Raw genomic sequence first — 12,566 nt, forward strand, 5'->3', positions numbered from 1 at the left:
GTTTTCATTTCGATCACGGTCACTGCTCGCGAAGCGTGATCGGACCGGGCGGATGATTTCTGAAAAGTGCCGAGGGGCGGGCGCGACTAAGCGGCTTGCTCCTCAAACGAGGTGTAGACCTGCCCAGCCGGATCGACGATCTGAACGTCCCAGCACCCGTCTTCGACGAGCTCTCTGGCCTTCTTGAGGGCGGCCGCGAGTGACAGCCGCTTGAGGCTGACGACGCCTGCCGTGTCGAAACCGCTGATTTCAAACATGCCGTTCCTCCGGTTTTCCTGAATCTTACACCTTTCGAGGGCGTTGTCTCCCGGCTTTTGTGGCAAGGCCCTTGGAACTGCAGACAGCTGCAGCGTCCAGTGCCGCGCGGTGGCCGCCATCGTGCCATCGGCCGACCCTGATGGTCGTGGCGCTCCCGTCGCGTTCAGGCGTCATTCAGAGGGGTTGTCTATCTTGCGGCCTTGGAGGACCGCTTCGATGTTGATCACTACTATTGCGACAATCCTTGCTCTTCATGGCGGTGCAACGGCGCCTGCCGCAGCTGTCGAACGCCCGCTCGAGGTGCAGTATCGCGGCGTACCGAGGCATCCGCCGCCGTGCGGCGATCATTGGGATCAGAGCGCCCGCGACGGGATGTGCTATCCCAACGGCTATCTCCGTCCCGAAGACCAGGCGGCGCTGCAGGGATACTATCAGGGCCCGCGGCCTTACTATGGAATGCGCCGGCGTCCGGTGCCATGCGGGCACGGCGCTGACGTCGATATCCGCGACGGTGTCTGCTACCCCAACGGCACGGTTCCACTACAATTCCAGGACCGGCCAGAGAATTATTATCGGCGGTACTGAGAGACGGGCCGTCAGGCGCACGGCCGAGTTTGCTCTCGATCAGTGTGCTCTTGATGAGCTAGCCGCGGAGCCGGCCCAGCGCCACGACTAAGCGGCCTGCTCCTCAAACGAGGTGTGTACGCGTCCCGTTGGATCGACGATCTGAACGTCCCAGCACCCGTCTTCGACAAGCTCTCTGGCCTTCTTGAGGGCGGCCGCGAGTGACAGCCGCTTGAGGCTGACGACGCCTGCCGTGTCGAAACCGCTGATTTCAAACATGCCGTTCCTCCGGTTCTCCTGAATCTTACACCTTTCAGGGGCCTTGTCTCTCGGCTTTGGTGCTTCGAAGCAGGCTGCCGCGTGACTCATTCGGTCGCATAGCCCCCCGTAATCGGCCGGGGCGGCCGGGCCTGCCAGGCGGCCATGTCGCTAACGTGGAATTAATCCAAAATGCCCACAATTTTAGGCAGTTGTAGGTGGGTGCTGCGTAGAGGAGCCGTCGCGAGGACGTTCCGGCGTCGGCTTCCTGTTGCTCGCTCATTTGAGGTCAATGGACATGACCACGACATCCGAGGCGCAAGGCCTCGTCGAACAACTCGACCCCGCGGCGCTCGCGCTCGCAGTCGCAGCACTCGAGCCCGCAGCCCCGGAAGCTGCGGCATCGAGCAAGCGGTCCAGCCGGAAATCGGTCCTGGCACTGTCGGTGTGTGCCTTGGCCATCAATGGTGCGGCGGCGATCTATACATTGCCGGCTGATTTTCCGTCGCCGAATCTCAGCAGTTTGGCTGAACTGCTTCCGCGCCGGGAAGCTTCCACGCCAAAGGCGGATCCGGTTGTTGCTGCCTTGAAGGACATTCAGTCGGCCCAGCAGCAACACACGGCTTCGCTGCAGGAGAGCAACCACGCCTTGCAGCAAAATGCAGCTCTGCTGCAGCAGGATTCAATGGTGCTGCTGTCTCGGCGACAGAGCATCACGGACGAACGGGTCGATGTGAGGAAGATATCTTCACAACTGTCCACGCTCATCGCGAAGGTCGATACTCTGCAAAATGCGATGATGTCGGACGTCACGTCCTCGATCCGAAAAGCGAACGCGCGCTATGGACTGTCGGCAGCGATGCGGAAGCGGATGGTTCGGCAGTCGAAGTCTGTCGGGCCGGTTTCAGTTGGGGGAGCGCCGCTGAGTGTGCCGGCTGCGACGTCGGCTCCGGAAAGCTGAAGATAGTTCAAGCGAAGCTGTTGGCACTACTGGCCCTCGAGTTCACGTTGGCCGGTCTTCTTGTCATGCCAAGCAGGACACGATGGCAAGCACGACGTCGGCGCCCAGGTCCCCTGAGTACATCGTGAAAAGGATGCCAGCGCCAAGAACAACAGCAAAAACCTTGAGAATAATCATTTTGCGATCCCCTCGTGGGTAACGCGAGACTGGACCCGGATTGTTTCCTGAGTGCTTCGCGTGATGCGGCGAATGGTTTCATTCACCGAGGCGTTATCCGTGAGGGGGCCGCTCGACTTAGAGGCCGCAACAGGGGCTGCTGCGCCCCGATGCATTTTCGAGATCAAGCCCGGGGGGGGCATCGCAATCGAACTGGCGCGCGCCAACGGTGACTTCAAAACTCTCTCGCAAGAGCGAGCGCAAGGTCTCAGTTGCTCCGTTCCGACCTCCAGCCGGTTTCCCGATGTGAAATGGTGGCGGTGATATCGACATCTCTGCCGGCCGACTGGCGCCAGGCCGCCACGCCGAAACACACCGTCAGCGTCAATGTCGTCAGCAATAGCAGCACGGACAGAAACTGGCTCACGCACATCCCCAGCAAGATCACGCGCCAACGCGCGCACATCTGGTTGATTCGGAAAATGCAGCCCGACTGACCTAGGGAGCGTTTTCCCCAAGGTTGCAGACCCGTGGACCAACACTCGTAGCCCTTGAGCCACCGCGCTCAGGAGCCGGCTCTGCACGCCCCAGGCTTCTGCGCTTCACAAGAATTGGCCGGCGATTGCCGTCGCCACGGCATAAGCTTTGGCTGGATGCTCGATGGCAGCCTCGCCGGCCGTCGCTCTATGATAGAGGCGATTGTTGGAGGCGGTGACTTTACATCGCTGTAGATCCCGTCCGACCGACCAAATTGGAATCGCAGCCCTAGATCTCGCGATGGAATTAGCTGGCAACGCAGCGAAGCGCTGACCCGCCGGTTCGCGCTGGCGGCCCCCCTTTAGAATTCGCTAGTTGGGGGGGCTGCCGCTCTTGGCCTTGGACGAATGTTTCACTACCGGTTTGGCCGGCGTGGCCGGCTTCTTCGCTTCGTCGCCGCGGGCAGTTCCCCACGGATCGACTGCCTTCTGGTTGGGAACATTGCCGAGGGAGCGTTGATAGGCGCGCTCGGCCCGAATGTCGTCCGCCTTCTCGGCCTCCGTCTTGTCCTTGGACTCGCCGTACATTGGAACATGGTCCTGAGCCAATGCGGTCTGTGCGATCAGGGCGAACATGACAGCGACGGCGATTTTGCGCATCGAGAAACTCCCGGTTCTGTGACTAGCATAACATCGCGCCGATTGCGGCATCAATGCATCGGAGCGGCGTCCGGTAACGGCTGATGACGCATCGCCGCCGGTTGAAGCGGTAGAGATAAGCCCGCCGACTCACAAGGTCGGCGGGGTTCTCTTGCGGGGCAGGCTAGTCATCATCCGCCGACGAGCCGTTAGTTCGCTAGTTGAGCGCGCGCCTGTTTGACATTGCGTGAGACGACACGATCGTAGGCCGATAAAGCGGCATCGGTCGCTAACTCAACCATTTCTCGATAGGCGCCGTCGTTCGTTTGAGTGAAGCTTTCGTGGATTGCTCTGGCAAGCTGTTCGTCTGAAACGGCGTCTCCCGGGGCCGCTCGTCCGGTGAGTCGGCTATACAGATTCAAGCGATACACGTCGGCGGCGATTTGCCAGGCCCAATCCTCCAGTCCCAGTTGTTGAACCACCCGATCGACCCCTTGCTCTACGCGCAGAAAAATTAGGGTAGTCGACGCTGGGCATAGAAAAAACTAACTCAGGTTAGAAAAAAATCTGCCCTACAAATTCAGGTGGAAGCCGCCGCTCGAGGCGCGCGCCGGTTCAGGCGCTAACAAATACGCCGCCGGGCTCTAATACATTTTCCCGGCGGCGGTGTTCATTTCCAGCCCCGAGATGGGAACTAACAAAAACCTCGGATAGAGATTTTACGTACGAAACCTGGGAAGGTTTCAGGCTGCCGGTTCACGCTGGCGGGCCTTGGCAGGCCCTGCAAACTCCTGTTGATGTGGCCGAGGAAGCTGTCACATTACTTTGACAGACAGGTGCCAATTTGGAAGGCGCTGGGATTTCAGAGCCCAGACCGGAATACGCGGCGAACGCTGCCAAGCGAATATATTCCGCTTGTGCAGCGTTCAGTATCCTCTCAATTTCGGGAGTTCGGCGTGTTTGATGCTGAAATGACTGCGCTGCTCAGGGCGGTGCTCGATGAAGTTTGCGAAAATATTCCTGTAAGCGAGACGGGCGCCAGAGCGTACGTTGCTTCGAAGCTGCTCGATGCCGCGGCACATGAACAGTTCTCAACCGACGCGTTGAAAGCAGCGGGTCGCAAGGCCCTGAGCCCACCAACGATGTGGCGCTGATTATCCGCTCCACATCACTCGATCACATCGTATTCGAAGGCGACGCCCTCCGGGTCGTTCTCCTCAAACCATCGTTCCGCGGCGCCCACCGTCGCGAAGACCTTGATGTGATCGATGTCGTCGACCTACTTGGGGTGTTGCGCCGGCCCTAGTGGGGCTCTTTCGCGCGCATGGAGCGCATCTGCCCGGATCTGGCGGACGGGGAGGGCGTGCTGCCGCTTGAGCGCGCCGGCCTAGTGGCGATCGCGAGCAATTGCCGCGCTGCCTTCCTCGACGCTCAGATCGGCAATCAATTTGCCAACACAGTGCCCACACACGGCTTTTTCGGTCGGCTTGTGATTTCGCTTAAGTCATTGTTTTGGCTTGGTGAGCGCGCTGGGGCTCGAACCCAGGACCCCGTGATTAAAAGTCACGTGCTCTACCGGCTGAGCTACGCGCTCCCATGGCCGCTGATAGCTTTCAATATCGATCGCCATCGTCTTCGGACATTCGAGAAGCATGTCTTGCCGCTGCCTCAACTGGCGTCGCGGGGAAAAACCGGCTGTTTCCGGATCATGCTTTCGGCCCGCGCTGTGTAGGGGGACGGGGCGCTGAGGTCAATAGTGCGAGTGGCGGCCCAAACTCTTGGCGGAGGCGGGGATTCGCTCGCGCTTTCCGCCGCTTAGACCGGAATTTTCAACCCGATTGGCGGCCCGCTATCCACGCCGAACAGCGCCGGTGGCTTGCCGGCGCGGAGGTTTCACCCGCGCCGAGAGGCCGTTCGTCCGTCAGTTCGCTTCCCGCCGGACTTCGCTCGGCACCGGTTGCGGCGTGCCGGCGGGGGTCGGCAGGGCCACGGGGCGCAGGCCGATCAGTTCGGCGGTGCGGATCGCGCTGTCGCGCCAGAACTGGAACGAGTTGATGCGGCTGAGCTCGAGGATCGCGATCGCGACCGCGGCCAGGAACGGCAGGCTTTGCAGCAGCAGGACGCCGGCGAAGATGTAGATCTCGGTGATCTGGCGATAGCTGTTGGAGGCGATCAGCACGCCGGCGCCGATCACCAGCAGGGTGCCGATCACGGCCTCCCAGAACGCCTGGAACTCGATCGACATCCTGGACAGGCCGCCCTTGGAGGTGCGCGCGAACGCGATGTGCTCGGTGATCAACCCCTGCGCGACCGCGCGCGACACCGTCCATTGCACGCTCATCGCGGCGATCATCGCGCCCATCATCTGGCCGGGCTTGATCGCGACGCGCGCGCGGTACATCGACAGGAAGTGCGCGAGCGAGACGATGAAGGCGCCGATGATCGGCAGCGTCAGAATCTTGTCGGGGATGGCGATGTCGGCGAAGGCGACGATCGGCACCCAGATGAGATTGAGCAGCGCCACCACCACGCCGAGGCTCTCGGCGCCGAGCCAGTTCAGCCAGCCCAAGCCATATTCGCGCTTCTGATCGGGCGTCAGCCGACTGCGGCCGGGCAGGAAGTTCCGCCAGTGCTTCTTCACGATCTGGAGGCCGCCATAGGCCCAGCGGTGACGCTGCTTCTTGAAGGCCTCGTAGGTGTCGGGCAGCAAGCCCTGGCCGTAGCGATGATTGGTGTAGTGGGTGGTCCAGCCGAGTTGCTGGATCGCGAGGCCGAGATCGCTGTCCTCGCAGATCGTGTCGGACGACCAGCCGCCGGCCATGTCCATCGCGGCGCGGCGGATCAGGCACATCGTGCCGTGCACGATGATGGCGTTGGCCTCGTTGCGCTGGACCATGCCGATGTCGAAGAAGCCGGCATATTCGCCGTTCATGATGTAGTGCATGATCGACAGGTCGCCGTCGCGATGCTCCTGCGGCGCCTGCACGAGGCCAACGCGCGGGTCGGCGAAAGCAGGCACGAGGTCCTTCAGCCAGTCGGGATCGACGACATAGTCGGCATCGAGGATGCCGATGATCTCGGCATCGACGGCGGTGCGATCCATCGCGATCCGCAGCGCACCGGCCTTGAAGCCCTGCACCTTCTCGGCGTTGATGAACTTGAAGCGTTCACCGAGCGCGCGGCAATGGTCCTGGATCGGCTGCCAGAACGCGGGATCGGGCGTGTTGTTGATGATGACGACGCATTCGTAGTTCGGATAGTTCAGCCGCGACAGCGCATCGAGCGTCTGCTTCAGCATCTCGACCGGCTCGAAATAGGCGGGGATGTGGATCGAGACCTTCGGGTAGTAATTCTCGGGAACGTTCTCGACCGGCTTGCTCTTGGAGAGCAGCCGCTGCGGCGGCCGGCCCAAGGCCACTGCCGCGATCTCGTCGACGCGCGCCATCGCGATGAGGACAAGGGGAACAAGCAGGATCATGCCGAGCGTGAGCGCGAAGGCCGAGCCGAAGATGAAATAGTGGTCATTCCAGAACGCGAACACGGTCGCGGCCCAGGCGCCGACGCCGTTGGCGGTCGCCGATAGCAGGAACGCCTGCCTGGCGGTCGGCCGTTCCAGCCGCAGGATCGGCAGCGACAGGAGGATGCCGACCAGCAGCGCAATTCCCATCAGCTTCCAGTAGTCGGGATTCTCGACCGGGCCGGTCCAGGCGAATTTCGGCTCGCGGCTGGCGTTGAGGATGCCCCAGTACGGGCCGACGCCGCCCTCGAAATATTTCCAGGGCTGATCGATGGCTTCGACGATGTTGTATTCCATGCCGATGGCTTCGGCGCGGCTAACGAAGTTGCGCAGGGTCAGCGCCTGCTGGAACGGACCGGGGTCGGCGTTGCGAAGGTTGTAGCCCTGGCTCGGCCAGCCGAATTCGGCGATCACGATGCGCTTGCCCGGGAACAGGTTGCGCAACAGGTTGTAGCGATCGACGGCCTGGTCGACGGCCTGGTCCGAGCGGAAGTTTTCCCAATAGGGCAGCACGTGGGCGGCGATGAAGTCGACGTTGGAGGCAAGGTCGGGATTGTCGCGCCAGATGTTCCAGATCTCGCCGGTCGTGACGGGCACGCGGACCGAGCCCTTCACCTTCTTGATCATGTCGATGAGGTCTTCGACCTTCTGCTCGCCGCGGTAGATCACCTCGTTGCCGACCACGACGCCGACGACGTTGCTGTTCTTGCGGGCGAGTTCGATGGCGGCCTTGATCTCGCGCTCGTTGCGATCCTTGTCCTTGTCGATCCAGGCGCCGACGGTGACCTTGAGGCCGAACTCGGCCGCGATCGGCGGCACCAGCTCCACGCCGCCGGTGGACGAATAGAGACGGATCGCGCGCGTCATCGTCGACAGCGTCTTCAGGTCGGCGCGGATTTTCTCGACGGTGGGGATGTTGTCGATGTCGGGGTGCGCCGCGCCTTCGAACGGGGCGTAGGAGACGCTGGGCAGCAGGCCCTTGAAGTCGGGCGCGGGTTCCTTGTCGCGCAGGACTCCCCAGATGCCGGCGTGAAGCACGGACACAAGCAACAGAACGGCGGCGACAACGCGCATCGCGGCTAAACCAAAAGGGGCTGAGGTGGCAGGGAAGCGGATCCGACCCCGAGATCCGACCGAGTCCGCGGCAAATGGAGCATACCTCTGCCGCGCGGTTTCACAACTGTCATGGCCTCATGACCGTATGAGGGCATGACAGTTTCGGAATGTGCGGCAGTGCCAACCGCTTCTATCGCCGATCGTTCCTGAACGGCGGCTGAAACGATCGCGGCTATTTCGAGGGCGCCGGTGTCGGGCTTGCCGCAGGCGCGGGGCTCGCGGCCGGCTGCGGGGCCTGCGAATTGCCCGTGGTTGGCGCCGCCGGCTGGGAGGCGCTGGCTGACGCCTGCTGCGGCTGGGATGCCGGGTTGATCCAGCAGGCGTGCACGCGGCTGTCCAGGGTCTCGGCGACCTTGGGATCGATCTGGCCGCCAAAGCGGGTCAGGCAGCGGAAGGCGGCCTGGATGTGGCCGCCGGGGCAGCCGAAGCGGTCGTAGAGGTCGAGATGGCGGAACGCGGTATCGAGGTCGTCGCGCCACATCAGCCGCACCACGCGCCGGCCGAGCCAGACGCATTCGGGGTTGCCGGCCGGGCCGTTGATGACCTGGGCTGCTTCGGCGAACTCGTCGGTGCGGCGCTGGTTCTGGGCGGCGTCCTTGGCGGCGGCATCGGCGGGCTGGGTGGCTGCCTTGCCCTGGTCCGGGGCGGGCGTGCCGCTCTGGGCGGAGGCGCCACCGAGACCGACCATCACGACCAGGGAGGAGACGGCCAAGGTGGCGGCGAACTGCCGCAGGACCGCATTTCGTAACTCGAACACCCGTTGCCGCATGAATTCCCCAATATATCAGCTGACCGCCCGCGCCAGGACCTCGCGGACTCGCCGGTGATGGCGTCCAAATGGGTCCCCAATGCGGCGGCAAAGTCCTGCCGAGTCCATGACCTGAATTTGAAATTTTGTCCAGCAAAGTCACGATCCTAGGCCTCTGTCGAACGGCCGCAGGTAAATTCCTCGGGGGAGGGAAGGATCCATCCCGGACACACCCCTTGGCAGATGGCGCGTGAGCAGGTAATCGACGGCACCTCGCGGAGGACGGAACCGATTTCTCTTCGTACGCCACTGGCGCTTCTGCTCGTTTCACTGGGTGCGATTGCTGCCGTGTGGTGGTGGCTGGCCACGCCAATCACGCTCGCGCGCGCCCCGATCGACCCGGCCGACAAGGTCCAATGCGTCTCCTATGCGCCGTTCCGCGGGGAACAGTCGCCGCTGAACGCGTGGACCCATATCGAGGCCGACCAAATCGAGCAGGATTTGCGCCAGCTCAAGGAGATCACCGACTGCGTCCGCACCTATTCGATGGAGAACGGGCTCGACCAGGTGCCGGCGATCGCCGCCAAGGTCGGCGGGCTGAAGGTGCTCCAGGGCATCTGGCTCTCCAGCAACCGCGCCAAGAATTTTGAGCAGGCCGCGCTCGCCGTCCGCCTCTCCAAGGAATTTCCCGGCATCATCACCAGCGTCATCGTCGGCAACGAGGTGCTGTTGCGCGGCGAGATGACGACCGCGGACCTCGTCTCCATCATCCGCTCGGTGAAGGCGCAGGTCAGCGTGCCCGTCACCTATGCCGACGTCTGGGAGTTCTGGCTCAGGAATCGCGAGGTCTATGACGCCGTCGACTTCGTCACGATCCACATCCTGCCTTATTGGGAGGATGTTCCGGTGAAGGCGAAGTTCGCAGCGAGCCATGTCGAGGCGATCCGCGAGCGCATGGCGGTCGCGTTCCCCGGCAAGGAGATCCTGATCGGCGAAACCGGCTGGCCCAGCGAAGGGCGCATGCGCGAGGGCGCGCTGCCGTCGCGCACCAACCAGGCGCGCGTCGTCTCGGAAATCCTGGGCCTGGCGAAAGCAAACAAGTTTCGCGTCAATCTGATCGAGTCCTATGACCAGCCCTGGAAGCGCAAGCTGGAAGGCACCGTCGGCGGCTATTGGGGCCTGTACGACTCGGTGCGCCGGAACCTGAAATATCCGCCGGGCCAGCCGATCAGCAATTTCCCGTACTGGAAATGGTACATGGGCGCCGGCATGGGCCTCTGCGTGCTGGTGTTCGCGGTCGCCGGCCTCACGCTGCGCAGGCGGCCGTGGACGCCGCGCTTCTCGGCCTGGCTCGGCGTCGCGATCTCGGCGACGTCAGCGGGCACCCTGCTCGGGATCGGCGCCGACAAGATGTACTATGAGAGTTACGGCATCGGCGGCTGGCTGCACTGGGGCGCGCTGCTTCTGGCCGGCATCCTGTCGCCGATCTTCTGCTCGCAGGCGATGGTGATCGGCCGCAGCCTTCCGACCTTCCTCGATCTGCTCGGCCCGCGCGAGGGCCGCAAATGGTCGAAGCTCACCGCCGTGCTCGGCCTGACGCTGGCGGTGACCGCGGTGATCGCGGCGCAGACCGCGCTCGCCTTCGTGTTCGACTCGCGCTACCACGACTTCCCCTACGCCTCGCTGACGATGGCGGTGGTGCCGTTCGCGGTGCTGATGCTGAACCGGCCGCAGATCGGCCAGCGTCCGATCGCGGAATCGGTATTCGCGGGCCTGCTCACGCTGGCGGCCGCCTATGTGCTGTTCAACGAGGGCCGCGAGAACTGGCAGTCGCTGTGGACCTGCGCGATCTACTTGCTGTTCGCGTTCACGCTGTGGCGGGCGCGGGCCGAGCAAATCCAAGAATGAACAGGCCGATCGCAAGGCCCGACAGCACGACATTGTAGAGCACGATGCCGAGGCCGGCGGCGACGATGCCGACGGTCAGCAGCACGATCGACGGCCGCATCAGGTTCAGCGTCGCAACCACCAGCGCGACGATGCCGAACACCGAATTCTTGAACAGCACCGTCGAGACTGTGCGCGCCTTGCAGATCAGCGTCTGCAGGCCAGCGTCACAGGCGAGGCCGACGGTCGAGTTCTCGATGCCGAGATAGCGCAGATAGATCGCATAGCCGACGGACACGAAACCGACGACGATCAGGAACTGCACCTGGTAGGGCGTGAGGCGGAAGGGCTTTTTTGTCATGGGCGCAATATGGTCGGGATGACGGGAGGGGGCAACAGGCGAGGTGGATATTTCTGATCGCTTGCGCTGTTCGACGAGTCATTGGTCGACGGCCATTGACGCCCCAATTTGATGAGAGGCCGCAGTGATCTAACTCGTCCGCGTTCCTACCGCCTGAAGAACGACGACAGCGTCGATCCCGCCGAGGCCGTCTCCGGCTTCGCCGGTGCGGCCGGCGGCTGAGGCGCGGGTGCAGGCGCGGGCTCCTCGCGCTTCGACGAGCGTTTTGAGGAGTAGCTGCGGCGGCGCTTCTCCGGTTTGGCGCCAGGAGCGGGCGCTGGCGCAGTCTCGGCTTGCGGGACGGCGTCCTGGTTCTTGTCCGCGTTCTTCTCCTGAACCCGGTCCTGAGTCTTCTCTTGTCCCTTCTCCGATCCGCCGCGCATCGACAGCCGCTGGCCGTCGAACACGGTGGTCTCGCAATGGCGGTCGCTTTCGGCAAGGCCCGCGCAGAGCTTTGCGGCGGCGGCGGCATTGATCAGCGGGCCGGCGCCCAAGCGGAGCTGCATGCCGAGGCCGGTGTTGCCTTCCTTGATCATGATGATCGGCCGCAGCGCCGCGACCTCCGGATTGGACTTGATCAGGCCGCGCCAGAGCGCGCGCAGGCCGTCGAGCGAGTTGGCGCCACCGAGGTCGATGGCGAAGCGCGTCTGCTGGACAGCGATCGCGGGGGCCTCGCTCTCGGCCGTCTCCGGCGGCTTGGCTGGCGCCGCGGCGACCTCGGTCGGGGTGGGCGCCTGTTCGGGCTTCTTCTCGGCGGCCTTCTCCGTCGTCTCGGGCTGCGTCAGCTTCGATGCGGCGGGATCGGGTGGCGCCATGATCGACTTGGATGGCACCAGCGGAAGCATGGGCAGTGCCGACGTTGTCAGCGGCGACTGCGATACCAGCGAGGCCATGGCGGCGTTCTGCGGCGGCGGGATCAACTGATCCTTTGCGGCCTCCTTCACAGCGTCTTTTGTCGGCTCCTTCGCCTGGTCCTTCGCGGCTCCCGCGCGCGGCTTGTCACTCGAGGGAGCCGGCGTGGAGGCGACCGGCGCGACGCTAGGCGCCGCGGGCTGCGCGTCAGGCGCCGGCGCGTCCTGCGGTTTCGCGCTCTGCTTGGCGATGGCGCCGGTGACGGAATCCATCCCTTGCTCGAGCACGGTGACGCGCGAATAGAGCCGGTCCCGATCGGTGTTCAGCGTCTCGATGGCGGAGGCGAGGCGGCGGGCCTCGTTCTGGCTCTCCTTGGTCAGCATCTGGAGCCGGTCGGCCTGGCGCGACAGATCGGCGGACGCAACCTGGTCACGGCGCCAGCCGAGCTGGGCCTGATTGGCCATCACGGCCATCACGACAGCGCCGACGGCAACCACGCCCCACGCGCCCAGCCGCCACATCATGCTGCGGTCGACCGCGCTTTCCTCGGCCAGAATCCCGGAGAACAGCCCGCCGGTCTCCTTGGTCCCGAAGGCGTCCGCCAGTGGGTCGGAATCCTTTGCCATGAACGTTAAGTGCCCAGCCCCGAGCTGCTTCCCCGAATCAATCAGGGAACATTAACAGGAAAACCCCGTCGCACTTGAATTCCGGGCGTTTGCGGGGGTAGCAAGGCG

The 12,566-nt window shown here is 63.5% G+C and carries 13 protein-coding genes and 1 tRNA gene; 5 read left to right on the plus strand and 9 right to left on the minus strand.

Annotated features, from left to right (window positions below; all coding sequences use genetic code 11):
- Positions 1-86: 86 nt before the first annotated feature.
- On the minus strand, positions 87-377 hold the full coding sequence (locus HAP41_RS24390) for a hypothetical protein (protein ID WP_166049901.1): 291 nt from the start codon (positions 375-377) through the stop codon (positions 87-89).
- Positions 378-474: 97 nt separating this feature from the next.
- On the opposite strand from HAP41_RS24390, the gene HAP41_RS24395 reads away from it, so the two are divergent.
- A complete protein-coding gene (locus HAP41_RS24395) occupies positions 475-843 on the plus strand; it encodes a hypothetical protein (RefSeq protein ID WP_049807936.1) in 369 nt (122 codons plus the stop codon).
- Positions 844-930: 87 nt separating this feature from the next.
- Here HAP41_RS24395 and HAP41_RS24400 read toward each other — a convergent pair whose 3' ends face one another.
- Complete coding sequence (locus tag HAP41_RS24400; RefSeq protein WP_166096634.1) at positions 931-1,101, minus strand: hypothetical protein; 171 nt, start codon at positions 1,099-1,101, stop codon at positions 931-933.
- A 271-nt stretch (positions 1,102-1,372) separates the two neighbouring features.
- Between HAP41_RS24400 and HAP41_RS24405 the strand changes: the two genes are divergently transcribed.
- Positions 1,373-2,041 (plus strand): hypothetical protein, encoded by a 669-nt coding sequence (locus tag HAP41_RS24405; protein WP_166096633.1) that lies wholly within the window; start codon positions 1,373-1,375, stop codon positions 2,039-2,041.
- 428 nt (positions 2,042-2,469) lie between these two features.
- Positions 2,470-2,694 (plus strand): hypothetical protein, encoded by a 225-nt coding sequence (locus tag HAP41_RS24410; RefSeq protein ID WP_166096632.1) that lies wholly within the window; start codon positions 2,470-2,472, stop codon positions 2,692-2,694.
- 351 nt (positions 2,695-3,045) lie between these two features.
- Here HAP41_RS24410 and HAP41_RS24415 read toward each other — a convergent pair whose 3' ends face one another.
- Both HAP41_RS24415 and HAP41_RS24420 read right to left on the minus strand, forming a co-directional pair.
- Positions 3,046-3,333, minus strand: a complete 288-nt coding sequence (locus HAP41_RS24415; protein ID WP_166096631.1) for a hypothetical protein — start codon at positions 3,331-3,333, stop codon at positions 3,046-3,048.
- A gap of 188 nt (positions 3,334-3,521) precedes the next feature.
- Positions 3,522-3,794, minus strand: a complete 273-nt coding sequence (locus tag HAP41_RS24420; protein WP_166096630.1) for a hypothetical protein — start codon at positions 3,792-3,794, stop codon at positions 3,522-3,524.
- 474 nt (positions 3,795-4,268) lie between these two features.
- Here HAP41_RS24420 and HAP41_RS24425 point away from each other — a divergent pair, with 474 nt between their 5' ends.
- On the plus strand, positions 4,269-4,466 hold the full coding sequence (locus tag HAP41_RS24425) for a hypothetical protein (protein WP_224580757.1): 198 nt from the start codon (positions 4,269-4,271) through the stop codon (positions 4,464-4,466).
- A 364-nt stretch (positions 4,467-4,830) separates the two neighbouring features.
- Here the strand turns inward: HAP41_RS24425 and HAP41_RS24430 are convergent.
- The 3 genes from HAP41_RS24430 to HAP41_RS24440 form a co-directional block, all read right to left on the minus strand.
- Positions 4,831-4,906: transfer RNA gene (locus HAP41_RS24430), tRNA-Lys, on the minus strand.
- A gap of 327 nt (positions 4,907-5,233) precedes the next feature.
- Entirely contained in the window at positions 5,234-7,903 is a 2,670-nt protein-coding gene (locus tag HAP41_RS24435; protein ID WP_166096629.1) for a glycosyltransferase, read from the minus strand.
- A 214-nt stretch (positions 7,904-8,117) separates the two neighbouring features.
- Positions 8,118-8,714 carry a beta-1-3, beta-1-6-glucan biosynthesis protein gene (locus HAP41_RS24440; RefSeq protein WP_135213684.1) on the minus strand — a complete coding sequence of 199 codons (597 nt, stop codon included), beginning with the start codon at positions 8,712-8,714 and terminating at the stop codon, positions 8,118-8,120.
- 222 nt (positions 8,715-8,936) lie between these two features.
- Between HAP41_RS24440 and HAP41_RS24445 the strand changes: the two genes are divergently transcribed.
- A complete protein-coding gene (locus tag HAP41_RS24445) occupies positions 8,937-10,601 on the plus strand; it encodes a glycoside hydrolase family 17 protein (protein ID WP_135213683.1) in 1,665 nt (554 codons plus the stop codon).
- Here the strand turns inward: HAP41_RS24445 and HAP41_RS24450 are convergent.
- Positions 10,561-10,941, minus strand: coding sequence for a hypothetical protein (locus tag HAP41_RS24450; protein WP_028147889.1), 381 nt, complete (start codon positions 10,939-10,941; stop codon positions 10,561-10,563). The genes HAP41_RS24445 and HAP41_RS24450 overlap by 41 nt on opposite strands.
- A gap of 146 nt (positions 10,942-11,087) precedes the next feature.
- Positions 11,088-12,458, minus strand: coding sequence for a hypothetical protein (locus HAP41_RS24455; protein ID WP_166096627.1), 1,371 nt, complete (start codon positions 12,456-12,458; stop codon positions 11,088-11,090).
- Positions 12,459-12,566 lie beyond the last annotated feature (108 nt).

Source organism: Bradyrhizobium barranii subsp. apii, assembly GCF_011516635.5.
Lineage (GTDB): Bacteria > Pseudomonadota > Alphaproteobacteria > Rhizobiales > Xanthobacteraceae > Bradyrhizobium > Bradyrhizobium barranii.